General features: G+C 59.2%; 18 protein-coding genes. 7 read left to right on the top strand and 11 right to left on the bottom strand.

The annotated features are described in order from the left end of the window. Nucleotides 1-10 precede the first annotated feature (10 nt). Nucleotides 11-457 (top strand): winged helix-turn-helix transcriptional regulator, encoded by a 447-nt coding sequence (locus tag ACYZT2_RS18375; RefSeq protein ID WP_429425732.1) that lies wholly within the window; start codon nt 11-13, stop codon nt 455-457. A 102-nt stretch (nt 458-559) separates the two neighbouring features. Here ACYZT2_RS18375 and ACYZT2_RS18370 read toward each other — a convergent pair whose 3' ends face one another. Both ACYZT2_RS18370 and ACYZT2_RS18365 read right to left on the bottom strand, forming a co-directional pair. Then, complete coding sequence (locus ACYZT2_RS18370) at nt 560-1,711, bottom strand: M14 family metallopeptidase (RefSeq protein WP_461966215.1); 1,152 nt, start codon at nt 1,709-1,711, stop codon at nt 560-562. Between the two features lie 484 nt (nt 1,712-2,195). Next, on the bottom strand, nt 2,196-2,537 hold the full coding sequence (locus tag ACYZT2_RS18365; protein WP_305446184.1) for a DUF6124 family protein: 342 nt from the start codon (nt 2,535-2,537) through the stop codon (nt 2,196-2,198). A gap of 130 nt (nt 2,538-2,667) precedes the next feature. Here ACYZT2_RS18365 and ACYZT2_RS18360 point away from each other — a divergent pair, with 130 nt between their 5' ends. Then, entirely contained in the window at nt 2,668-3,333 is a 666-nt protein-coding gene (locus ACYZT2_RS18360) for a LexA family protein (protein WP_253544833.1), read from the top strand. A 39-nt stretch (nt 3,334-3,372) separates the two neighbouring features. On the opposite strand, the gene ACYZT2_RS18355 is transcribed toward ACYZT2_RS18360, so the two are convergent. The 4 genes from ACYZT2_RS18355 to ACYZT2_RS18340 all read right to left on the bottom strand — a co-directional run bounded on the left by ACYZT2_RS18355 (nt 3,373) and on the right by ACYZT2_RS18340 (nt 9,052). Further along, nucleotides 3,373-5,328: an acetyl/propionyl/methylcrotonyl-CoA carboxylase subunit alpha gene (locus tag ACYZT2_RS18355; protein ID WP_461966212.1), complete on the bottom strand. Its 1,956-nt coding sequence runs from the start codon at nt 5,326-5,328 to the stop codon at nt 3,373-3,375. Further along, on the bottom strand, nt 5,328-6,143 hold the full coding sequence (locus ACYZT2_RS18350) for a gamma-carboxygeranoyl-CoA hydratase (RefSeq protein ID WP_461966210.1): 816 nt from the start codon (nt 6,141-6,143) through the stop codon (nt 5,328-5,330). The genes ACYZT2_RS18355 and ACYZT2_RS18350 overlap by 1 nt, the downstream gene beginning before the upstream one ends. 125 nt (nt 6,144-6,268) lie before the next feature. Next, nucleotides 6,269-7,876 (bottom strand): carboxyl transferase domain-containing protein, encoded by a 1,608-nt coding sequence (locus ACYZT2_RS18345; protein ID WP_461966208.1) that lies wholly within the window; start codon nt 7,874-7,876, stop codon nt 6,269-6,271. A 12-nt stretch (nt 7,877-7,888) separates the two neighbouring features. Next, entirely contained in the window at nt 7,889-9,052 is a 1,164-nt protein-coding gene (locus tag ACYZT2_RS18340; RefSeq protein ID WP_007904074.1) for an isovaleryl-CoA dehydrogenase, read from the bottom strand. A gap of 249 nt (nt 9,053-9,301) precedes the next feature. Between ACYZT2_RS18340 and ACYZT2_RS18335 the strand changes: the two genes are divergently transcribed. Then, the gene (locus ACYZT2_RS18335) at nt 9,302-10,999 is read left to right on the top strand and encodes an AMP-binding protein (RefSeq protein WP_461966206.1); all 1,698 of its coding nucleotides are present in this window, start codon (nt 9,302-9,304) and stop codon (nt 10,997-10,999) included. A 693-nt stretch (nt 11,000-11,692) separates the two neighbouring features. Here the strand turns inward: ACYZT2_RS18335 and ACYZT2_RS18330 are convergent. The 3 genes from ACYZT2_RS18330 to ACYZT2_RS18320 all read right to left on the bottom strand — a co-directional run bounded on the left by ACYZT2_RS18330 (nt 11,693) and on the right by ACYZT2_RS18320 (nt 14,281). Then, nucleotides 11,693-12,592 carry a hydroxymethylglutaryl-CoA lyase gene (locus ACYZT2_RS18330; protein ID WP_461966204.1) on the bottom strand — a complete coding sequence of 300 codons (900 nt, stop codon included), beginning with the start codon at nt 12,590-12,592 and terminating at the stop codon, nt 11,693-11,695. A gap of 131 nt (nt 12,593-12,723) precedes the next feature. Then, the gene (locus ACYZT2_RS18325) at nt 12,724-13,122 is read right to left on the bottom strand and encodes a MerR family transcriptional regulator (RefSeq protein ID WP_007904077.1); all 399 of its coding nucleotides are present in this window, start codon (nt 13,120-13,122) and stop codon (nt 12,724-12,726) included. A gap of 229 nt (nt 13,123-13,351) precedes the next feature. After that, nucleotides 13,352-14,281: a LysR family transcriptional regulator gene (locus ACYZT2_RS18320; protein ID WP_008068246.1), complete on the bottom strand. Its 930-nt coding sequence runs from the start codon at nt 14,279-14,281 to the stop codon at nt 13,352-13,354. Between the two features lie 165 nt (nt 14,282-14,446). On the opposite strand from ACYZT2_RS18320, the gene ACYZT2_RS18315 reads away from it, so the two are divergent. Next, on the top strand, nt 14,447-15,676 hold the full coding sequence (locus tag ACYZT2_RS18315; protein ID WP_008014296.1) for an acyl-CoA dehydrogenase: 1,230 nt from the start codon (nt 14,447-14,449) through the stop codon (nt 15,674-15,676). Nucleotides 15,677-15,786: 110 nt separating this feature from the next. Here the strand turns inward: ACYZT2_RS18315 and ACYZT2_RS18310 are convergent, their stop codons facing one another. Together ACYZT2_RS18310 and xthA are read right to left on the bottom strand one after the other, a co-directional pair. Beyond that, nucleotides 15,787-17,121, bottom strand: coding sequence for a substrate-binding domain-containing protein (locus ACYZT2_RS18310; RefSeq protein ID WP_461966200.1), 1,335 nt, complete (start codon nt 17,119-17,121; stop codon nt 15,787-15,789). 190 nt (nt 17,122-17,311) lie between these two features. Then, nucleotides 17,312-18,124, bottom strand: a complete 813-nt coding sequence (gene xthA / locus ACYZT2_RS18305) for an exodeoxyribonuclease III (protein ID WP_461966198.1) — start codon at nt 18,122-18,124, stop codon at nt 17,312-17,314. 285 nt (nt 18,125-18,409) lie between these two features. On the opposite strand from xthA, the gene ACYZT2_RS18300 reads away from it, so the two are divergent. The 3 genes from ACYZT2_RS18300 to ACYZT2_RS18290 all read left to right on the top strand — a co-directional run bounded on the left by ACYZT2_RS18300 (nt 18,410) and on the right by ACYZT2_RS18290 (nt 24,523). Then, on the top strand, nt 18,410-19,060 hold the full coding sequence (locus tag ACYZT2_RS18300; RefSeq protein ID WP_123721999.1) for a GNAT family N-acetyltransferase: 651 nt from the start codon (nt 18,410-18,412) through the stop codon (nt 19,058-19,060). 64 nt (nt 19,061-19,124) lie between these two features. Then, nucleotides 19,125-20,852 carry an autotransporter assembly complex protein TamA gene (locus tag ACYZT2_RS18295; RefSeq protein ID WP_461966196.1) on the top strand — a complete coding sequence of 576 codons (1,728 nt, stop codon included), beginning with the start codon at nt 19,125-19,127 and terminating at the stop codon, nt 20,850-20,852. After that, nucleotides 20,849-24,523 (top strand): translocation/assembly module TamB domain-containing protein, encoded by a 3,675-nt coding sequence (locus ACYZT2_RS18290; RefSeq protein WP_461966194.1) that lies wholly within the window; start codon nt 20,849-20,851, stop codon nt 24,521-24,523. Before ACYZT2_RS18295 ends, ACYZT2_RS18290 begins: the two co-directional genes overlap by 4 nt. The last annotated feature ends 97 nt before the right edge of the window (nt 24,524-24,620 follow it).

The raw sequence follows: 24,620 nt of genomic DNA, 5'->3' as shown, positions 1-24,620 counted from the left end.
GGACACGGTCATGGTTAAACGTACAAGCATGGAAGGCGCCGAATGCCCGGTCGCCCGTTCACTGGACGCGATTGGTGATTGGTGGTCGTTACTGATCGTGCGCGATGCGTTCGATGGCCTGCGGCGATTCGGCGAGTTCCAGCGCAATCTGGGCATGGCCAAAAACATTCTCTCGGCGCGCCTGCGCACATTGGTGGCTCATGGGATTTTCGATCTGGTGCCAGCGTCGGACGGCAGCGCGTATCAGGAATACGTGCTGACGGAGAAGGGCAAGGGCCTGTTCCCGTTGATCATCGGATTGCGGCAGTGGGGCGAGGCGTTTTTCTTTGAGGCGGGGGAGGCGCATTCGCGGGTTGTCGATCGTGAGAACGGTCGACCGGTGCGGCCGCTGGAGTTGCGTGCCGAAGATGGGCGTTTGTTAGGGCCGGAGGATTGTGTGCGGATTGTTGCTGAGTAAAAGATCAAAAGATTAAAAGATCGCAGCCTTCGGCAGCTCCTACAGGCATGCACAAAACCCTGTAGGAGCTGGCGAAGCCTGCGATCTTTTGATCTTAAATAATCAACGCAAGGTATCGACCATGTCGGCGATGGTTGTCAGTACGTCCTTGCCCAACTGCTTCGAGCGTTTGCCGGACCAGCCGGTCAGCGGATTCGGTGCATCGTTGTGGTCTTTGAAGGGCATTTCCAGGGTCAGCGACAGGCAGTCGAACTTCTGGCCGACGCTGTTGCAGGCCAGGGTCATGTTAGCTTTGCCAGGCTCGTCGCGGGTATAGCCGTATTTGGTCTGGAAGTCTTTGGTCTGATGTTTCAGATGACTGCGGAAATGTTCTTCGAGTTTTTCGATCCGTGGCGTATATCCCGGGTTACCTTCACAACCGGCGGTGAACACGTGGGGGATTTCTTCATCGCCATGGATGTCGAGAAACAGGTCGACGCCATACTTTTCCATCTGCTGCTGAACAAACAGCACTTCCGGGCTGACTTCCTGATTGGCGCTCTGCCAGGCGCGGTTCAGGTCCTGGCCCATGGTGTTGGTGCGTAAATGACCGCGGAAGGCGCCATCCGGGTTCATGTTCGGCACCAGGTACAGGTCGGCGCTGGCCAGGAGTTTTTTCAACACCGGATCGTCGTGTTTTTCCAGGCGCTCGATCACGCCTTCCATGAACCATTCGGCCATGTGTTCGCCGGGGTGTTGCTGGGCGATGATCCAGACCTTGCGCTGACCTTCGGCCCCCGTACCTTTGCGCAACAACTGGATGTCGCGACCTTCAACGCTCTTGCCGGTGGCCAGCAGTTCGGTGCCGGCCTTGGTCAGGGCCTGTTCGATCAGCCAGTCATGGCGGCCGCGGCTGTAAGGTTCGAAATAGGCGAACCAGGCATGGGTAGCAGTGGCTTCAAGGCTGAAACGCAGGCAGTCGCCTTCGAAGATGGTCGGCACCCGGAACCAGTTGACGTGGTCATAGGACGCCACGGCCTGATAACCATCCCAGGCTTTGTTGTACGAGGATTTACTGGCGTTGTTCAGGCGAAACCAATGCTCCTGTCCGACGTGCAGACCGCTGGCCTTGAAGTGGAACCACTGGAAATGCTGGCTGCGAGTGTCTGGCTTGATCGCCAGCAGCGCTTGCAAAGGATTGCTGATGTCCAGCACTTCGATGTTGCCACTGTCGAAGTTCGCGTTGATGTCGAAAGAAGATCTAGCCACGGCCATAATCAATTCCTGAATATGATTTTTATGGCTGCTACTTTACACGCAAGGGAGGGAGAAACCGGGGGAAATTGCGAGGGTGAAAATGGGGGGCGTCCTCCTTGACGCCGACGCAGCTTAGAGACTGTGCGAGTGATTCTCAAGTGCTATTTTGCGTTAGTTTGGCCCAATGTAACCGGGCCTCTCTTGCCACCAGATATTCTTTTGATATCATCCGCGCCAATCGAATTTTGCAGCACCGACAGACTTCATTAGCCTGAAGCCAAAGCCAGAATAACTGGTAAAAAAAGACCCGGCAAAAAGCCGGGTCAAAAACCGTGATTAGCCTGATGAGGAGATAGTCCAGGAGACCGACCTGAGGTCCCTTGGGCCATCGACTGATCTCGCGACCAGTTGTTGCAATAATAATCATTATCATTTGCAAGTCAAATGTTTTTATCCGCACGATTGGAAAATTTTTCCTGTCTTCCTCCAAAGCGCTTCCTCGTCAAACGTTCTGATTGCCCTCCAGGGAGCGGTCGACCATCGCCTTGGCCATGTCGATCATGTGCACCGTCGAAAACGCCAGATCCCGGCTTGCGCCCTGCAGCTGGTTGGCTGATTCATGTGCGGTGGCGGCAGCACAGCGCAACAGATCCGAAGCATGGACCAGTGCCTCTTCGCTGCTGATGTTACGGTTCACATCGAAGAAACGTTCTTCGCTGGCCTCTTCTGACACAGCTGGTTTCAAGTAATAGTCCAGCGCCCGCTGCGCGGCAGCAGAGCCTTTTGGCGAGTTGAGCGTAGTGTCGAATTGCGTGTCGGGCAGGGTAATGCTGGGGATGGTCATGACGATGGCAAGCTCCGTGAATAGATTCAAATCCGTGAGCCCAGCTTAGTACTTACTGTATTTGTGTCTTGAATTTAAATACTACAATTTGTGTTTTGTTGGTCGGAGTACCCCACGTATCGTGCCGCACATGGATAAATGGATTGAATTGGTCAAGGCCAAAATGAGTGAACTCAAAGTCACTCAAGAGATACTCGCCGAGCGCATCGGAATGTCCCAGGGCGGCGTCGGCCATTGGCTGAATAAACGTCGTCAGCCCCGCATCCAAGAGATGAACCGTGTCTTGCAGGCGCTGGGGATGGACTATCTGGAAGTCGCGATGGTGATCAGGGAACCGCAGATCTCACAGGATGAAGAGATCTCTCTGACGCAAAAGTACAACCCGTACTTTCGCTACCCGGTCAGTGACTGGCGGGAAACCGGGGAGGTGCGCGATGGAGAACTATCAACCTACGGCGCTTCATCGACTGTCAGCAAACCGCGCTTCGAGCTGTCCGATTACCACGCACAGGGCGCGGCGTTCTGGCTGGTGGTGGTCGGCGATGCAATGACCGCACCCACGGGTGTGAGCATTGCCGCGGACATGTTGATTCTGGTGGACCCGGCCATCGTGCCGGAGCCTGGAAAACTGGTGATCGCCCAATGGCCCGGTAGCGCCGAGGCGGTTTTTCGCAAACTGATCGAAGAGGGCGGGCAGCGTTACCTGGTCCCGCTCAATCCGACCTATCCGAAAGCTCTTTACACCGAAGAATGCCGAATCATCGGCGTGGTGGTTCAGGCGACTGCCAAATTCTAATCAGATCGGTCCTCGCAACGCGTAGGACCGATCTTCATTTCACGCGTGTTCCAACTCCACCAACGCACTGCCTTCGCTGACCATCTCGCCTTCCTGGCAATACAACGCCTTGATAATCCCTGCGTGGGGCGCGCGAATGCTGTGCTCCATTTTCATCGCTTCCAGCACCACCAATTGCGCCCCGGCGTCGACCGTTTGCCCGGCCTCCACCAGCACTCGCACGATGCTGCCGTTCATGGGTGCGGTGAGGCCGCCCTGATGGCTGTGACTGGCTTCGACGGCACTGATCGGGTCATACGCCTCGATGCGGCGCAGCTCACCGTCCCATTGCAGATACAGCGTGTCGCCACGGCGGATTGCCCGATGCTGGCGGCGCAAGCCGTTGTGTTCGGTCAGCAGGTATTCACCCTTGAGCTGCGCGGTATGAGCATCGGCATCGCCCAGGGTCAGCGCCCGGTCTTGCCCTTCGCAACTCAAATGCAGGGTGATTTCTGTCGGCAATCCGGCACGGAATCCGTTGCCGATACTCCAAGGCGAACTCAGGTCATCAACGCGGGTCGTGTTTGGCTGGCTCTGGGCAAATGCCTGCGCGGCCGCTTGCCAGAACTCATCGCTGAGGTCTGAAGGTGCTGGCAGCAGTTGTTCCTGATAACGCGGAATAAAACCGGTATCCAGCTCCGCCGCGGCAAATGCCGGGTGGCCGATTATTCGGCGCAGGAAGTTGATGTTGGTCTTCAGTCCGCCAATGGCAAACTCGTCGAGCATGCTCAGCAACCGCAGCCGCGCCTGTTCACGGTCTTCGCCCCAGGCAATCAACTTGCCGAGCATCGGGTCGTAAAAGGGCGAAATCTCGTCGCCTTCTTCGACGCCACTGTCCACGCGACGCCCTGGCCCTTCGGCGGATTCGCGGTACAACGCCAGACGCCCGGTGGCCGGCAGAAAATCATGGCCCGGGTCTTCGGCATACAGCCGCACTTCGATCGCATGGCCGATCAGCGGCACCTGGTCTTGGGTCATCGGCAACGCTTCACCGCAAGCCACGCGAATCTGCCACGCCACCAGATCAAGGCCGGTGATGGCTTCGGTGACCGGGTGTTCAACTTGCAGGCGAGTGTTCATCTCCATGAAGAAAAACTCACCGCGCGCATCCAGCAAAAACTCCACTGTGCCGGCGCCGACGTAACCGATGGCCTGGGCCGAGCGCACGGCGGCTTCACCCATGGCCCGACGCAGTTCCGGGCTCAGACCCGGAGCCGGTGCTTCTTCGACGACTTTCTGATGCCGGCGCTGGATCGAGCAATCACGTTCGTTGAGGTACAGACAATTGCCATGCTGGTCGGCGAACACCTGGATTTCCACGTGGCGTGGCTTGAGCAGGTATTTTTCCACCAACATCCGTGAATCGCCGAACGACGACAGCGCTTCACGTTGTGCCGAGGCCAGGGCTTCGGCCAGTTGGCTGACCTCCTCGACCACTTTCATGCCTTTGCCGCCACCTCCCGCCGTGGCCTTGAGCAACACCGGATAACCGATGCGTTCGCAGGCGTCGCGGAAGGTGTCGAGGTCTTGGGCTTCGCCGTGATAGCCGGGCACCAGTGGCACGCCCGCGGTTTCCATCAAGGCTTTGGCCGCGGACTTGCTGCCCATGGCGTCAATGGCCGAGGCGGGCGGGCCGAGGAAGATCAGGCCGGCCGCTTCGATCGCGCGGGCGAACCCGGCGTTTTCCGAGAGAAAACCATAACCGGGATGAATCGCCTGAGCGCCGCTGGCTTTCGCCGCGGCGATCAGCTTGTCGATTTGCAGGTAACTGTCGGCGGCTTTGCTGCCGCCCAGGTCGACGCGTATATCGGCTTCGCGGCTGTGCCGGGCGTCACGGTCGGTGGCGCTGTGCACGGCCACGGTGGTCAGGCCCAGAGCCTTGGCGGTGCGCATCACCCGGCAAGCGATTTCGCCGCGGTTGGCCACCAACAATGTGGTGAGAACAGGTGCGCTCATCAACGCGGCTCCTTGAGGGTGGTTTGGGCTTGCCAGGTTGGCGAGCGTTTTTGCAGGAAGGCGCGCAGGCCTTCCTGGCCTTCGGGGCTGACGCGGATTCGGGCGATGGCGTTCTCGGTGTAGCGTCGCAGCGCCGGGGTCAGCGCGCCATGGCCGACCTCACGCAACAAGTCTTTGCTGGCGCGCATGGCCGCCGGGCTGTTGAGCAGCAGGTTGTCGATCCACTGATCGACTTTCTGCTCCAGTTCAGCCATCGGGTAGCTCTCCGACAACAAGCCGATTTCCCGAGCCCGTTGCCCGCCGAAACGTTCGGCGGTCAAGGCATAGCGCCGTGCCGCGCGCTCGCCGATGGCTTGCACCACGAACGGGCTGATGACCGCCGGCGCGAGACCGATGCGCACTTCCGACAGGCAGAACTGCGCGTCGTCGGCGCCGATGGCCATGTCGCAGCAACTGATCAGGCCCAGCGCGCCGCCATAGGCCGCGCCTTGAACCACCGCCACAGTCGGAATTTTCAGCTTGGCGAGGTTGTACATCAACTCCGCCAGTTCCCGGGCGTCGTCGAGGTTGGTGTGGTAATCGAGTTCGGCCGATTGCTGCATCCAGGCCAGATCGGCGCCGGCGCTGAAATGCTTGCCGCGCCCACGGATCAATAGAAAACGCAGACTGGCATCGCTCGACACTTTGTCCAGCGCGAGGATCAGTTCGCGGATCATTTCGGCGTTGAAGGCATTGTTCTTTTCTTCACGGCTGAGCCACAAGGTCGCAAAACCCCTTGGATCGCTCAGCAGTTCGAGGGTGTTGAAGTCGCTCATGTTTGTCCGTCTCCACAACTCTATTCTGTAGGAGCGAGGCTTGCCCGCGAACAGGCATGACGCGGTGCAACAGGTACACCGCGGCGCTTCCTTCGCGGGCAAGCCCTCGCTCCTACAAGGTCGGATCACATCCGGAACACGCCGAAGCGGCTCGGTTCGATTGACGCGTTCAGCGACGCCGACAAGGCCAGGGCCAACACGTCGCGGGTCTGCGCCGGGTCGATGACACCGTCGTCCCACAGTCGAGCGCTGGAATAATAGGGATGCCCCTGTTCTTCGTATTGATCGAGAATCGGTTGCTTGATCTCGGCTTCCTGCTCGGCGCTGAAACCATGGCCACTGCGCTCCGCTTGCTCACGCTTGACCTGTACCAGCACGCCTGCCGCCTGTTCGGCCCCCATCACGCCGATCCGTGCGTTCGGCCACATCCACAGGAAGCGTGGGTCGTAGGCCCGACCGCACATGCCGTAGTTACCGGCGCCGAAGCTGCCGCCAATGATCACAGTGAATTTCGGCACCTTGGCGCACGCCACGGCCGTCACCAGTTTCGCGCCGTGCTTGGCGATGCCGCCGGCCTCGTATTTCTGGCCGACCATGAAGCCGGTGATGTTTTGCAGGAACAGCAATGGAATGCCGCGCTGGCAAGCCAGTTCGATAAAGTGCGCGCCTTTCTGCGCGGCTTCGGCGAACAGGATGCCGTTGTTGGCGAGGATCGCGATCGGGTAACCGTGCAAGTGAGCAAAGCCGCAGACCAATGTCGTGCCGAACAACGCCTTGAACTCATCGAACACCGAGCCGTCCACCAGGCGCGCGATCACTTCGCGCACGTCGAACGGTTGCTTGGCATCCGCCGACACCACGCCGTACAACTCGTCGCTGCTGTACAGCGGCGCGATCGGCGTGCGTTGTTGCAGTTCGCCGAGCTTGCGCCAATTGAGGTTGGCGACGCTGCGCCGGGCCAATGCGAGGGCGTGTTCATCGCTCTCGGCGTAATGGTCGGCGACCCCGGAAATCTTGCAGTGCACATCGGCCCCGCCGAGGTCTTCGGCGCTGACCACTTCACCCGTCGCGGCTTTCACCAACGGTGGGCCAGCGAGGAAAATCGTTGCCTGCTGACGAACCATGATCGCTTCGTCGGCCATGGCCGGCACGTAGGCACCACCGGCGGTGCAGGAACCCATGACCACCGCAATTTGCGGAATGCCCATGGCGCTCATGTTGGCCTGGTTGAAGAAGATCCGCCCGAAGTGTTCGCGGTCGGGGAACACTTCATCCTGACGCGGCAAGTTGGCGCCGCCGGAGTCCACCAGATAAATGCAGGGCAAGCGATTCTGTTGGGCAATGGTCTGCGCGCGCAGGTGCTTTTTCACGGTCAGCGGGTAATACGAGCCACCTTTCACGGTGGCATCGTTGGCGACGATCATGCATTCGACGCCTTCCACCCGGCCGATGCCGGCAATCACCCCAGCGGCGGGAACGTCTTCGCCATACACCGCGTAGGCCGCCAATTGGCTTATTTCCAGAAACGGCGAGCCCGGATCGAGCAGGCGATTGATCCGTTCACGCGGCAGCAGTTTGCCTCGCGAGGTGTGGCGCTCTTGAGCCTTCGGACCGCCACCTTGAGCCACTTGAGTGAGCAGGGTGTGCAGGGCGTCGACCTGTTTGAGCATCGCCGCGCTGTTGGCCGCGAACTCCGCCGAACGGGGATTGAGCTGGGTATGCAGGATAGCCATGTGCAGCTCCGTTTAGCGGGTTTCGTTGAACAGTTCGCGACCGATCAGCATGCGACGGATCTCACTGGTGCCGGCGCCGATTTCGTACAGCTTGGCGTCACGCAGCAGACGACCGGCCGGGAATTCGTTGATGTAGCCGTTGCCTCCGAGAATCTGGATTGCGTCGAGGGCCATTCGGGTCGCGCATTCGGCGCTGTAGAGGATGACTCCGGCGGCATCCTTGCGGGCAGTTTCACCGCGCTCGCACGCCTGGGCCACCGCATAAAGGTAGGCACGGCTGGCGTTGAGTTGGGTGTACATATCGGCGACCTTGCCCTGGATCAGCTGGAATTCGCCGATGCTTTGGCCGAACTGCTTGCGGTCGTGGATGTACGGCACGATCAAGTCCATGCAGGCCTGCATGATCCCGGTCGGGCCGCCGGACAGGACAACGCGTTCGTAATCGAGGCCGCTCATCAGCACCTTCACGCCGCCGTTGAGCACGCCGAGGATGTTTTCTTCCGGCACTTCAACGTCATCGAAAAACAGCTCACAGGTGTTCGAGCCACGCATGCCGAGCTTGTCGAACTTGTTACTGCGGCTGAAGCCTTTGGAATCACGCTCGACGATGAAGGCGGTGATGCCGTGCGGGCCTTTTTCAAGATCGGTCTTGGCATAGATCACGTAGGTGTTGGCGTCGGGGCCGTTGGTGATCCAGGTCTTGCTGCCGTTGAGCACGTAGTGGTCGCCACGTTTGTCGGCGCGCAATTTCATCGATACCACGTCGGAACCGGCATTCGGTTCGCTCATGGCCAGGGCACCGATGTGCTCGCCGCTGATCAGTTTCGGCAGGTATTTGCTTTTCTGTTCGTGAGTGCCGTTGCGGTTGATCTGGTTGACGCAAAGGTTGGAGTGGGCGCCGTAAGACAAAGCGACCGAGGCCGAACCACGGCTGATTTCTTCCATGGCGACGACGTGCGCCAGGTAGCCCAGGCCAGCACCGCCGTACTCTTCCGGCACGGTGATACCCAGCAGGCCCATGTCGCCGAATTTGCGCCACAGGTCGGCCGGGAACAGGTTGTCGATGTCGATCTGAGCAGCGCGCGGGGCGATCTCTTTGGCGACGAAGGACTGAACCTGATCGCGCAGCATGTCGATGGTTTCACCGAGGGCAAAGTTCAGGGATGGGTAGCTCATGGGACACCTTTTGGCTTTTTTGTAGGGTGGGGGGAGCAGTGATTCGGCTCTCACCTTTACGTTAACGTAAGCCTGTGATGAATGGCTGTCAATCTCCCTTTACGTTAACGTCAACTTAGGTGATTCTGTAGGAGCCGAGCTTGCTCGCGATGAACGATGACGCGGTCCTATGGCTAGACGCTGTGGCCTATCGTGGGCAAGTCGGATCGCGCATCGCTCGCTCCTACAATAAAGACAATAGGGGTCGTCATGGATCAACCCAGTGCAAGCCCGCAGCGCAGCTATACCCGTGGTTCCCAGGACAAAGCCTTGCTGGCGATGACCATCGGTCAGGCGTTCGATAACACGGTCGCGCAATACCCGAACGGGGAGGCGTTGGTCGTGCGTCATCAACAGCTGCGCTACACCTGGCAGCAGTTGGCAGAAGCCATCGACCTGCACGCCAGAGCGTTGTTGGCGCTGGGCTTGCAGACCGGTGACCGGCTCGGCATCTGGGCGCCGAATTGTGCTCAATGGTGCATCAGCCAGTTCGCCAGCGCGAAAATCGGCGTGATTCTGGTCAACATCAATCCGGCTTACCGCAGTTCCGAACTCGAATACGCGTTGAAGCAGTCCGGTTGCCAATGGCTGGTCTGTGCCGGGGCTTTCAAGACCTCCGACTATCACGGCATGTTGCAAGGATTGGTACCGGAATTGGCGGAGCAATCCATCGGCCAGTTGCAGAGCGAACGCCTGCCGGAACTGCGCGGGGTGATCAGCCTGAATGCGCAGCCGCCGTCGGGTTTCCTGCCGTGGTCGCAACTGACCGATCTGGCGGCCAGCGTGTCGGTCGAGCAATTGCGAGAGCGCCAGGACAGCCTGCATTTCGATCAGGCGGTGAACATTCAGTACACCTCCGGCACCACGGGTTTCCCCAAGGGCGCGACCCTCAGTCATTACAATATTCTCAACAACGGTTACATGGTCGGCGAAAGCCTTGGCCTGACCGCGAGTGATCGTCTGGTCATTCCCGTGCCGCTTTATCACTGCTTCGGCATGGTCATGGGCAACCTCGGCTGCATGACCCACGGCAGTACCATGATTTACCCCAACGATGCATTCGATCCACTGCTGACCCTGACCACCGTCGCCGAAGAAAAGGCCACCGCGCTTTACGGCGTACCGACCATGTTCATCGCCATGCTCGATCAGCCCAAGCGCGCCGAGTTCGATCTGTCGAGCCTGCGCACCGGGATCATGGCCGGGGCGACCTGTCCGATCGAAGTGATGCGTCGTGTTATCAGCGAAATGCACATGAGCGAAGTGCAGATTGCCTATGGCATGACGGAAACCAGCCCTGTGTCTTTGCAGACCGGTTCGTCAGACGAGCTGGAATTGCGCGTCACCACCGTTGGCCGAACCCAGCCGCAACTGGAAAGCAAAATCACCGACGAGGCGGGCAACCTGGTACCCCGCGGCACCATCGGTGAACTATGTACTCGGGGCTACAGCGTGATGCTCGGCTACTGGAATAACCCGCAAGGCACCGCCGAGGCTATCGATGAGGCGGGCTGGATGCACACCGGCGATCTGGCGAGCATGAATGACGAAGGCTACGTGTGCATCGCTGGGCGTAACAAGGACATGATCATCCGCGGCGGTGAGAATATTTACCCAAGGGAGCTGGAAGAGTTCTTCTTCACCCACCCGGCGATAGCGGATGTGCAGGTGATCGGCATTCCTTGCTCCCGCTACGGCGAAGAGATCGTTGCCTGGATCAAATTCCACCCCGGCCACAGTGTCACCGAGCAGGCACTGCAAGCCTGGTGCAAGGAGCGCATCGCACACTTCAAGACGCCGCGTTACTTCAAGTTCGTCGAGGAGTTTCCGATGACCGTGACGGGGAAGATCCAGAAGTTTCGGATGCGTGAGATCAGCATCGAGGAGCTGCGAGGTAATCACGTCTGACCACAATTCCTTGTGGGAGCGCGAGCCTGCTCCGGGCGGCGTTCCGACGATGACGGCAGCACATCAAATATAGATGTCGAATGAACCACCGCTATCGCGAGCAGGCTCGCTCCCACAAGGGGGCGCAGTGGAAATGGCAAACACGAGAAAGCACAAAGGGGAGCCGAAGCTCCCCTTTAATTTTGTCGTACGTGCTCTTTTTTTATTATTGAGGGGCGGTCTGTTGTTGTTTTTGGTAACCGTGGCCCTTTACCGCTGTTTTTGTCGATCCCCATCCGGGATCAAGAGCAAACGTATTTTTTTGAGCGCTGATCTACTTTTTCGCTAAGCGATCCAACCAGTTCGGGAGCTACCTGAGGGTAGTTTTATTGTTCTCTGCCCGGTTGCGGGTTACTTCGAAAAGCACCCTGAAAAGCACATCCTCTCCAAAAAAATCTGTTAGCTGCGTCTCTGCCGTGTTGTTCTTGTTATGTCAGAGTCGTTACGTCTTATTTTTATTGGTTTGCAGTTTTTATTCTTGTTATGCCATAGAGATAGCAGAAGCCGTGCCAACTTTGAAAAACCCTTTAAATACAATTGCTTGAGTTTTTCATAAGATTTTTCTACCGACCCAAACCTGACAATTTGTTTCCGTGTTACTCGTTTCCGCCCACGTTTCAGTACACGCGGTAACACCCGGACACATCCACGCTGTCACTGTGCACTGCGGGCCTTGGCCACGCGCGAACCGGTCGGGCGCCCCAGCACCGAGCAAATATGCTGACCGGCCCGAATCAAGGCGTCCAGGTCGATTCCGGTCTCGATACCCAGCCCGTTGAGCAGGTAAACCACGTCTTCGGTCGCGACATTACCGCTGGCGCCCTTGGCGTATGGGCAACCGCCGAGGCCGGCGATGGAGCTGTCGAATACCGCGATGCCTTCCAGCAGGCTGGCGTAGATATTGGCCATGGCTTGGCCATAGGTATCGTGAAAGTGCCCGGCCAGTTTTTCACGTGGCACATCGGTCGACACCACTTCGAACATCTTGCGGGTCGCGCCAGCGGTGCCGGTGCCGATGGTGTCTCCCAGCGAAACCTCGTAGCAGCCCATGGCATAGAGCTCACGAGCAACCCGGGCGACTTGTTCCGGTGCAATGTCACCTTCATAAGGGCAGCCCAGCACGCAGGACACATAACCGCGCACGCTGACGCCGTGTTGTTTGGCGGCTTCCATGATCGGCACGAAGCGCTCCAGGCTCTCGCTGATCGAGCAATTGATGTTGCGCTGAGAAAACGATTCGGACGCTGCGGCGAACACGGCGACTTCCTTGACCCCGGCGGCGATGGCATCTTCAAAGCCCCGCAGGTTGGGGGCGAGGGCGCCGTAGGTCACGCCCGGCTTGCGTTGGATCTGCGCGAAGACCTCGGCGGAACCGGCCATTTGCGGCACCCATTTGGGCGAGACGAAACTGCCGACTTCTATATAGCCCAGGCCTGCGGCGGTCAGCGCGTCGACCAGTTGCACCTTGTCGGCAACGCTGATGGGCTGGGCTTCGTTTTGCAGACCGTCGCGGGGGCCGACTTCGACCAGGCGTACGTGGGTGGGTAGGGACATGGGAATCGACCTGTTGAAATTGTATGAATGTTCACAGAACCCTGTAGGAGCTGAGCTTGCTCGCGAAAAAGCGTCAGGTCAGTCGACATCAATGTTGAAGGACATACCGCTTTCGCGAGCAAGCTCAACTCCTACACGAGCTGCTGGCTCTTGATCGTTTGCTCCAGCGCCTGAGTACAGCGCTCTTCAGCCGTGTCGAGTTCCAGTTTCATCTGTTCGATGTCCAGCAGTTGCTGTTCGAGTTGTTCCCGACGCTCGGCGATTTTCGCCAGCATGCTGTGCAGTTGCTTGGTGTTACCGCTGGAAGGGTCATAGAGCTCGATCAGCTCGCGGCATTCGGCCAGGGAAAAACCAATGCGCTTGCCCCGCAGGATCAGCTTCAGGCTGACCTTGTCACGGGGTGAATAAATACGTTCCTGACCGCGGCGCTCGGGGCTGAGCAGGCCTTGCTCTTCATAGAAGCGAATGGCCCGTGTGGTGATGTCGAGCTCGCGGGCGAGGTCGGAAATGCTATAGGTCTGACTGCTCATGGATGCGCTCGAAAAAGGTCATGGCGCTAAGCTAATGGCAGGTTGACGTTTACGTCAAGGGGCATGGATCTTCGTTGGTATCACCGGCCTCTTCGCGGGCAAGCCTCGCTCCTACAAGGTTCGCGTCGAGCCACGATTAAATGATCGACACTAAACACGATTAAATGATCGACACTAAACCTGTAGGAGCGAGGCTTGCCCGCGAAGAACGATGACGCGGATTAACGTACTACACCTTATCCAGCTTCTTCTCATGCGCCGTGACCTGCTGACACAACTCGATCATCTGCTCGCGCATCCAGCGGTTGGCCGGGTCCTGGTCAGTGCTTTCGTGCCAGTAGAGGTGAGTTTCCACCGGCGGAACTTCTTTGACCGGCAGATTCACCGAGTACAAGTCATGACGACGGGCGAAGCGTTCCGGCACGGTCATGACCATGTCGGTCTGCTGCAACACCTGGGACGCCATCAGGTAATGCTGGGAGCGCAGGGCGATCTTGCGCTGAATACCCATTTTGCCCAGGGCCAGGTCGACATAACCCAGACCGCTGCGACGGCTGGAGATATGGATGTGGGTCAGCGACAGGTAATCGTCGAGGGTGAATTTCTCTTTGCCCGCCAACGGATGGCCTTTGCGCATGGCGCACACGTAACGGTCCTCCATCAACTTGACGTGACGCACCTGCGGGTCGGTGTTGAGCGGCGCATCCACCGCGAAATCGAGACGTCCGGCCGCCAGTTCCTTGGTGGTCTCGCGACGTTTGGACAGGAAACTTTCGATGATCACCGTCGGCGCCAGGCGTCGCAGGCGCTGGAACAGTGGCGGGAGGATCACCGCTTCAGTGAGGTCGGTCATGCTGATGCGGTAGGTCTTGACCGCCTGCAACGGGTTGAAAATGCGGCTTTCCTGCACCGAGACCCGCAGCAAGGAGAGGGCGTTGCGCACGGGGCCGATGATGTTTTGCGCCATCGGCGTGGGCACCATACCTTGGGCGGTGCGCACGAAAAGCGGATCGTTGAAGGTCTCGCGCAGGCGGGCCAGAGCGTTCGAGACCGCCGGTTGAGTAATGCCGACAATCTGCCCGGCGCGAGTCAGGTTGGCTTCGGTGTAGATCGCGTCGAAGACGATAAAAAGGTTGAGGTCGACCTTGCTCAGATTCATTGCGCTGCGCTCTCTGCTTCTTGTTTTAGGAAGGTGGCTCGATCAGTCGATCATATATCGGTGATGAATGTTAATACACGCCGAGAATAGGCTAGGTAAATTATCAACGCTGTTCTAGCATCGATTGCATGACCTGAACAACCTCCCTTTAGAAGGTAGCTGCCCATGGATTTCGCTTATTCGCCCAAAGTGCAAGAACTGCGTGAGCGCGTGACCGCGTTCATGGACACCTACGTTTATCCCGCTGAAGCGGTGTTCGAACGCCAGGTCGCCGAGGGCGATCGCTGGCAGCCGACGGCGATCATGGAGGAACTCAAACTCAAGGCCAAGGCTGAAGGTCTGTGGAATTTGTTTCTGCCTGAATCCGAACTCGGCGCCGGCCTGACCAACCTCGAATATGCGCCATTGGCGGAAATCATGGGCCGCTCGCTGCTGGGCCCTGAGCCGTTCAACTGCTCCGCGCCGGACACCGGCAACATGGAAGTGTTGGTGCGTTACGCCAATGAAGAACAGAAGCAACGCTGGCTCGAACCGCTGTTGCGCGGCGAGATCCGCTCGGCGTTCGCCATGACCGAGCCGGACGTGGCCTCGTCCGACGCCACCAACATGGCTGCCCGCGCTGTGCGTGATGGCGACGAATGGGTGATCAACGGCAAGAAATGGTGGACCTCAGGGGCCTGCGATCCGCGCTGCAAGATTTTGATCTTCATGGGCCTGAGCAACCCGGATGCACCGCGCCATGCGCAGCACTCGATGATTCTGGTGCCGGTGGATACGCCTGGTGTGAAAATTGTGCGTCCGCTACCGGTGTTCGGTTACGACGACGCGCCTCACGGTCATGCCGAAGTGCTGTTCGAAAACGTCCGGGTACCGTACGAAAACGTTTTGTTGGGTGAAGGACGCGGCTTCGAAATTGCTCAGGGTCGACTCGGCCCAGGCCGGATTCATCACTGCATGCGTTCGATCGGCATGGCTGAGCGTGCGTTGGAGCTGATGTGCAAACGTGCGGTCAACCGCACTGCGTTCGGCAAACCCCTGGCGCGCCTGGGCGGCAACATCGACAAAATCGCCGACTCACGGATGGAGATCGACATGGCGCGACTGCTGACGTTGAAAGCGGCGTACATGATGGACACTGTCGGCAACAAGGTGGCGAAGAGCGAAATCGCGCAGATCAAAGTCGTCGCACCGAACGTGGCATTGCGGGTGATCGATCGGGCGATCCAGATCCATGGCGGGGCAGGGGTTTCCAACGATTTCCCGCTGGCCTACATGTATGCCATGCAACGTACCCTGCGCCTGGCCGACGGCCCGGACGAAGTGCACCGCGCGGCGATTGGCAAGTTCGAGATCGGCAAGTACGTGCCTAAAGAGATGATGCGTAGCGGGCATTAACAAACATTGCGTTATCGTTCATCGCGAGCAGGCTCGCTCCCACAGGGTCACACTAAACCTGTGGGAGCGAGCCTGCTCGCGATGGCGTCAGTGCATTCACCACTGCACTTTCAATACACCCAAACCTCAACCCGCCGATTCTTGATCCGCCCTTCATCCCCGCTGTTGGTCGCCACTGGCATCTCGGCACCGAAACCGCGAATCTCGCGAAACACCACGCCGCTTTTCACCAATTCTCGTCGCACCGCCATAGCTCGCAGTTTCGACAGCAGATCAGCCCGCGCCGGGTCGCTCTTGGCGTCGCCAAACCCTACCAGCGTCACTTGCCGATTGGTTTTGTCGTGCTGCTTTATATAGTCGAGCACCCGCGAAAGGTCCTGTCGGGCCTTGTTGTCCAGCGTCGCGCTGCCTTCTTCGAAACGAAAATTCACTGTCAGGCGCTGGGCATGACGGCTGAGCGCCTGATAACCCTCGGGCATCAGCGCATTCGGTGTGACGGCCATGGCCTGAACGGTCTGTGCGATAAAACCATTGGCCGCGACGATCGCCTGGCCTTTGCTGCTTTGGGCAAACTTCACCAAGGCCTTGGCCCAGGGATTTTTCCCATTCGGCGGCAGGTAAAAGAACAGCCGACGGGACAGCGGGTAATCTTCCGTCGCGATCAGGCTATTGAGCGGCAGCATGGCCTGGGAGTCGCCATCGACAATGGCCACGGCTTTGGCCTGGCGCACATAAGGCAAACCGATGAAGCCGATGGCTTGCGGGTCCAGACTGACCGCGTCGGACAATTGCTCGCTGGATTCGAAGCGTTTCGCGTTGCTGCTCAGCGTTTTCCCTCGCGGGCTGAGGACCAGTTCCTTGAATGTGTCATAAGTGCCTGATTGATCATCCCGCGCATAGAGATGAATCGTCCCACCGGTGCCGCCGAGTTCTTCCCAGGTTTTCGCTTCGCCGCTGAAGATTCGCGCCAGTTGTACGGTGTTGAGTTGCTTCAGCGGATTGAGCGGATGAAGGATGATTGCCAGCCCGTCGATGGCGATGACTTGCTCGGCAATCGGGCTTTTCAGGTCGCCCAGCGGTTCGAGATCCAGCCGTTCGCTGTCCTTGATCGGGCGCGAGGAGGCCGCGAGATCGGCAGAGGCGTTTTTCAGGGCTTTGAACCCGGTGCTGGAACCGTGGGCCGCGACCTCCACTTCGACTCGGCGTCCCTGAACGGTTTCGCCGACGATGCGTTGTTCGTTGGCTTTGTCCGGGGCTTCGCGGTGAACCTTGAGCAGGCCCTGTTCACGCATCAACCCCTCGACCAACGCGGGGCCCAATGCCGCGCCAATGGTGTTGGAGCCTTGGATGCGCAACACCGGGCCACGTTCGGGCGTCGGCAAGTCGCCGGCCGACACCGGCAGCACCGCGCCGAGCAGCAACAGGAACAACACGCGCAGGGTCATGCCGGCACCTTATGAAGCCAAAGAAAGTGCCGGGAGAATAAGTCAGTAAGGTTTCTGAACGATGACAGTTACCAAGTGTGGGAGCGAGCCTGCTCGCGATGAGGGTGTGACATTCAACATTGATGTTGGCTGACAGTCCGCCATCGCGAGCAGGCTCGCTCCCACATTAGGCCCGTGTCGTGTTCTGGGATCAGCTCAACTCAAGCCAGATCGGCGCGTGATCGGACGGCTTTTCCATCGCGCGCAAGTCGTAATCCACGCCGGCATCCTTCACTCGCGGCAACAACCCATGGGACGCCATGATCAGGTCAATCCGCAGCCCGCGCTTGGGGTCATCTTCAAACCCGCGGCTACGGTAGTCAAACCAGCTGAAACGGTCGGCAATGTCCGGGTTCAGGTGACGGAAACTGTCCACCAGGCCCCAATTCTTCAGGCGGGCCATCCATTCGCGTTCTTCGGGCAGGAAGCTGCATTTGCCGGTTTTCAGCCAGCGTTTCATGTTGTCCGGGCCGATGCCGATGTCGCAGTTTTCCGGGGAAATGTTCACATCGCCCATCACCACAATCGGCTGGTCGTTGCTGAACTGGCTTTCCAGCAACTGCTGCAAATCACTGTAGAAACGTTCCTTGGCCGGGAACTTGGTGGGGTGGTCGCGGCTTTCACCCTGTGGGAAATAGCCGTTCATGATGGTCACCGGCAAACCATTGGCGTCGGCGAACGTGCCCCAGATGAAGCGCCGCTGAGCGTCTTCTTCGTCAGTGGTGAAACCTTTGTACAACGCAATCGGTTCCTGGCGCGAAAGCAGGGCCACGCCGTAGTGACTCTTTTGCCCGTGGTAATACACGTGATAACCCAGCGCCTGAACCTCGGCCAGAGGGAACTGGTCGTCGTGGACCTTGGTTTCCTGCAATCCGATCACGTCCGGTTGATGTTTCTCAATCAGCGCCGCCAGCTGATGCGGGCGAGCGCGCAGCCCGTTGATGTTGAAGGAGACGATCTTCATGGTCGGCAGTCCTGGCAAAAGTGCGATGCTAGCTGACATGTAGGACGGGGGCCAGTCTTGGGGTGAGGGGATTCGTTGTGTTCTGTCAGAGATGTGCTGGCAGATCGGGCCTCTTCACGGGCAAGCCGCGCTCTTGTAGGAGCGTGGCTTGCCCGCGAAGGCGTCAGCCCAGTCGATGAAGATCCTGGCTTGGTCTATACCTGTGTGGGGAACTGTGAAGCTACCCAAAGGCTCGTACCAATAAGAACGCGACCTTCTGAGCCGCGCCCAGGGAGATCTACCGTTATGCCCGAAACCTCGACCGTCATCGCCGATATTCACATGCTCGACAGCGGCTATTCCCGCGAAGCACGCTCCTTGTTGTACCAGGCGTACCGGCACGAGCCGACGTTCGGCTACCTGTTCGAAGCCGAGCGCCCCGGTTATGAACAACGAGTAAGGGCGACGGTGCGTGAACTGGTCAAGCAACACTTTCTTCAGGATTTGCCGGCCATCGGCTTGCTGGTGAATGATCGCTTGATCGGCATCGCCCTGATCGCACCGCCGCAACGCCGCCTGGGCATCACCGAAAGCTGGGCCTGGCGTCTGCGGATGGTGCTCAGCACCGGGTTTCGCTGTACCCGACGCTACCTCGATTACCACGCCGCCGTGATGGCGTGCGTGCCGTCCGATTCGGTGCACGTTTTGCCATTACTGGGGGTTCATCCGCAATTCCAGGGCAAGCACTTCGGCGAACAATTGCTGCAAGCGGTCCATAACTGGTGCGCGGTCGATGAGCACTCACAGGGCGTGATCCTCGACACCGGGAATCCTCGTTATCTGGAGTTCTATAAGCGTCAGGGCTACGAGGAAATCGGCGAAGTGGCCGTAGGACCGATTCTTGAACACGTGTTTTTTCACGCGAATCCGCAGGTGTTACAAACGGCAACGGCATAGCAGTAGAACTTTAGCAGCAGGTCAGGCTCTATCAGGCCCCCAGGCTCGTGATAGCATCCGCGCTATGAAGTTTTCCGGAAGATTTACCAGTGGCGTGCTGATGCTGATTTCCAGCTGCGCGGCGCTGGCGCAAAGTGAATTGGATGTGCGGATCAAACCGTCCAACGAAGAACTAAAAGCCAATATAGAAGGCTATATCGGTAGCCTCGGCGATCGCGATGAAGAAGCTTTGCTGCGCTTCAGTCGCGGCGCCGAAGAACAGGCGCGCAAGGCCGCCCAGGCCTTGGGTTATTACCAGCCGCAAATCGACAGCGACGTGAAGGGCGGCCAGACGCCGCGCCTGGTGTTGAATATCGACCCCGGCGAGCCGATCCATTTGCGCAACGTCACGGTGCGCATCGACGGCCCGGCGGCCTCGTTCAAATCCTTCCGTGTACCGAAAAGCGACCTGCTAAAACCCGGCGCGGTCCTGAACCATGGCCGTTACGAAGACGCCAAGCGGCTGATCCAGAACCAGGCCTCGCGCTACGGCTTTTTCAGTGGGCGCTTCACCCGCCAGAAACTGTTGGTGGACCCGCGGGCTGGCGTCGCCGACATCGAATTGATCTACGACAGCGGCCCACGCTATGCGCTGGGCAAAGTCAGTTTTGAAGGCGATACGCCGTTCGACGAAGACCTGCTGCAACGCATGGTGCCGTTCAAGGCCGGTGCGCCCTATGACTCCGAACTGATCGCCGAACTCAATCAGGCGCTGCAATCGAGCGGCTATTTCGAGGGTGTGCGCGTGGACGCGGCGCCGACCGCGTCCAAGGACGACGTGATCCCGGTGGCGGTCAAACTCGAAACCCGCAAGCCACGGACCATGGGGTTGGGTCTGGGTTTTTCCACCGACGTCGGTCCACGGGCCAAAGCCAACTGGACCCGCCATTGGGTCAATCCTCAGGGGCACAGTTATGGCTGGGAGACTGAGACTTCGGCGCCAAGACAGAACGTCGGGCTGTTTTACGACGTTCCGCTGGATCCACCATTGACCGACAAACTGCGCTTTGCCGGTGGCTATCAGAGCGAAGAAATCGCCGATAAGGACAGCCTGAGCAAGTTGCTCAGCGTCGGCCCCGAGTGGCACAGCAAGTTGCCCAGCGGCTGGCAGCGGGTGGTATCGCTCAAGTGGCAGCGCGAGGAATACAGACTCGGCGACGACTCAGGCCTGAGTACTTTGCTGATGCCGGGTGTCAGCTATTCGTATCTGAAAAGCGACAACCGCATCGACCCGCACAACGGTTATCGCCTGCAATTCGAAACCAAAGTCGCCAAGGAAGGATTGGGTTCAGACACCAACCTGATCTACGGCACGGCGCTGGTCAAAGGCCTGACCACGGTCTTCGACAAACACCGCTTGCTCGGTCGGGTGCAGGTCGGTGGCAGCGCCACCAACGGCTACAAATCCGTGCCGCCGTCCTTGCGTTTCTTCGCCGGTGGCGATCAGAGCGTGCGCGGTTACGATTACCAGAGCCTGTCCCCGGAAAACTCCGATGGCGACCGTATCGGTGGCCGTTATATGGTGGCCGGCAGCGTCGAGTATCAATACTCCGTCGCCGAAAAATGGCGGGTCGCAACCTTCATTGACCAGGGCAACTCCTTCAACACACTCGAATTGCCGAACCTCAAGACCGGTGTCGGTATCGGCATACGGTGGGTTTCGCCGGTGGGGCCGATTCGCCTCGACCTGGCCCACGCGATGGACGACGACGGCGGCATTCGACTGCACTTTTCCATGGGGCCTGAGCTGTGAAGCGTGGTTTGAAAATAACGCTGCTGGCGATTCCGGCGCTGCTGATGCTGATCGTGCTGACACTGATCACCGTGCTGGGCACTCCGACGGGCAGTCGTTGGGCACTCGGGTTTGTGCCGGGTTTGACTGTGGAGAATTTCCAGGGCCGTTTGGGTGGGCAGTGGAGCGCCGATCATCTGGTGTGGCAGCAGGACAGCAGTCGGGTTGAGCTGAGCAAAGCGATTTTCGCCTGGTCGCCGCTGTGCCTGATGCGCATGACATTGTGCATCGAGCAATTGCAGGCCGAGCAGGTCAGCCTGCAATTCCCGCCGGGCGTGGAGGAGGAAAGCAACGGGCCGATCAGTCTTCCGGACTTGAAATTGCCGCTGGCCATCGAATTGGGCGACGTCAAAATCGGTCGTCTGCTGTTCAACGGCAGTGAAGAGCTCAAGGGGTTGCAACTGGCGGCGCACTGGACTGAGAAGGGTTTGCAGATCGACTCGGTGCATTTGCAGCGTGATGAACTGAGCCTGAACCTGTCCGGCCTGTTGCAGCCAAGCGGCAATTGGCCGCTGACCGCTGAAGGCAAACTGACCTTGCCGGCGCCGGGTACCGAGCCTTGGGCGCTGGCCCTGAAGGTCGATGGCGATTTGCTGAAAACCCTGAACCTGAAAGCCGACAGCAGCGGCTACCTGAACGGCCAACTCACCGGCGAGCTGCAACCGCTGGTGGAAAACCTGCCGGCCAAAGTGCGCATCACTGCCGACGGCTTCAAACCCAGCGCCGATCTACCGGATACCTTGCAACTCAATCAACTGGAACTCACCGGCGACGGCGACCTGAGAAACGGCTACCAGTTGCTCGGCAAAGCCACGTTACCCGCAGAACTTGGCCCGGTCGCGTTGTTACTGCAAGGAAAGGTTGACGCCAAGGGCGCGCAGATCGCCGCTCTTGACCTGACGGCCAACGACAAACAAAGTCTCAAGCTCACAGGGCTTGTGGATTGGAGCAAAGGCCTGAGTGCTGAAGCGAAAATTGATTGGCTGGATTTCCCGTGGCACCGTCTCTATCCGTTGATCGACGAGCCGCAAGTGGCACTGCGCAGTTTCAACGGCGAAGTCTCCTACACCGACGGCAACTACCTCGGTAACTTCAAGGCCGCACTGGATGGCCCGGCCGGAGCCTTCAGTCTGAACAGCCCCTTCAGCGGCGACCTGACAAAAATCCACCTGCCGCAATTCAAACTCGAAGCCGGGCAGGGCAAGGCCGAAGGGCACCTGAACCTGCAGTTTGCCGATGGTATCGCCTGGGATACAGCGCTGGATCTCTCGGCAATCAACCCGGCGTACTGGCTCGCGGAGTTGCCAGGCACCTTGGCTGGGCCATTGCGCAGCAAAGGCGAGATGAAAAATGAAAGGCTCAGCCTGACCGCCGACCTGGACCTGAAAGGCAAGCTGCGCGGGCAACCGGCGGTGTTGCAAGCCAAAGCCGATGGCGGCGGCGAGCAATGGAACCTCAGCGCGTTGCAGATTCGCCTCGGTGACAACAGCATCAATGGCCAAGGTAGCCTGCAACAGAAACTCGCCGGCCGGATCGACATCAAGATGCCACGTCTGGCCCAGCTCTGGCCGCAACTGCGCGGTCAGCTCAATGGCCGGGTCGATGTCGCCGGCACGCTCAAGGCGCCACAAGGCAAGCTCGGCCTGCAAGGCACGCAACTGGCCTTCGAAGACAATCGCCTGCAAAGCCTCAATCTGGACGCCACCCTCGACAGTGCTCAGCGGGCGAAAATTGACCTCAAGGGCAGTGGGATTCGAGTCGGTGAAACGTCGCTGGGGACGTTGACCGCCAGCGGCCAGGGCGACATCAAAAACCAGAAACTGACCCTCGATCTGCAAGGACCGAAGCTGAAACTTGCGCTCGGCCTCGACGGCACGCTAGACAAGGGCAGTTGGCGCGGGCGTCTGGCCAGCGGCGATATCCAGGCCGGCGGTCAGGACTGGAAACTGCAGAATCCGGCGAAGCTTGAGCGACTGGCGGACGGCAAAATCAACTTCGGCGCCCATTGCTGGGTGTCAGGTACGGCCAGCCTGTGCGGCGAAGATCAGCGCTTGATGCCCGAGCCGAAGCTGCGTTACCACCTCAAGCAATTCCCCATCGACAGTCTGGCGCAGTGGTTGCCGAAGGATTTTTCCTGGAAGGGCAAGCTCAACGCCGACCTGCAACTGGACTTGCCGGCCAGCGGCCCGAATGGCCAGATCAGCATCGACGCCAGCGGCGGCACGTTGCGTATGCGCGAGAAGGAGCAATGGCTGGATTTCCCGTACCAGACCCTGAAACTCACCAGCAAACTCACACCCAAACGCATCGACACCGACCTCAACTTTGTCGGTGGCAAGCTCGGTGAGCTGATGGTTCAGGCGCAGATCAATCCGATACCGAAAAACAAACCGCTGACCGGTTCATTCCGCCTCAGTGGTCTGGACTTGTCGGTGGCGCGGCCGTTTGTGCCGATGGTCGAGAAACTCACCGGGCATTTGAACGGAAGCGGCACACTGTCCGGCGGACTGCTGGCACCGCTGGTCAACGGCAACCTTGAGCTGCGCGACGGTGAAATCTCCGGGCCTGAACTGCCGATGGCGCTCGAAGCCTTGCAACTTCAAGCTGTGATTGCCGGCGAAACCGTGCAACTGAACGGCGGCTGGAAAAGCGGCAAGAGCGGGCAGGGCAGCCTCAATGGCAACATCACCTGGGGCCAGGCGCTGGTGGTGGATCTGGCGCTCAAGGGTTCGCAGTTGCCGGTCACCGTCGAACCCTACGCCGAGCTGGAAGTCGCGCCGGACCTGAAGATTTCCATGAAGGACGACAGACTGGCAATCGTCGGCAAGGTGCTGGTACCCAAGGGCGAGATCATCGTGCGCGAGCTGCCACCGTCCACGGTCAAGGTCTCCGATGACACGGTGATCGTCGGTCAGCAGACCGAAGAAGGCAAACCGCCGATGGCCATGGCGATGGATATCGATGTGGTGGTCGGGCAGGACAAACTCAGCTTTGCCGGTTTTGGCCTCACCGCCAACCTGCAAGGCCAGGTGCATATCGGCGACAACATGGACACCCGTGGCGAGCTGTGGCTCAACGACGGGCGTTATCGCGCCTACGGTCAGCGACTGACGGTGCGCCGGGCGCGCCTGCTGTTTGCCGGTCCGATCGATCAGCCGTACCTCGACATCGAAGCGATTCGCCAGACCCATGATGTGATCGCCGGCATTCGCCTGAGTGGCAGCGCCGAGCAGCCGACCACGCAGATCTTTTCCGAACCGGCGATGAGTCAGGAGCAGGCATTGTCCTATCTGGTGCTGGGGCGTCCGCTAAGCACCACTGGTGAAGACAACAACATGCTCGCCCAGGCTGCCCTCGGGTTGGGTTTGATGGGCAGTTCGGGTGTAACCAGCGGCTTGGCCAAGGACTTGGGGATTCAGGACTTCCAGCTCGATACCCAAGGCAGCGGCGCCAACACCGCCGTGGTGGCCAGCGGCAATATCTCCGAGAAGCTCAGCCTGCGTTATGGCGTCGGCGTGTTCGAGCCGGCCAACACCATTGCCTTGCGTTACAAGCTGAGCAAGAAGGTCTACCTCGAAGCCGCCAGCGGCGTGGCCAGTTCGCTGGACATCTTCTACAAGCGGGATTTCTAACCCCGTTTCTTCAGAAAAACCGAGTCGCTCCAATCGCGAGCAAGCTCGCTCCCACAGGTTCAGTGTGATCCCTGTGGGAGCGGGCTTGCCCGCGATG

This window comes from Pseudomonas sp. MDT1-85 (assembly GCF_054898065.1).
This window is presented reverse-complemented; position numbering and strand designations above follow the sequence as displayed.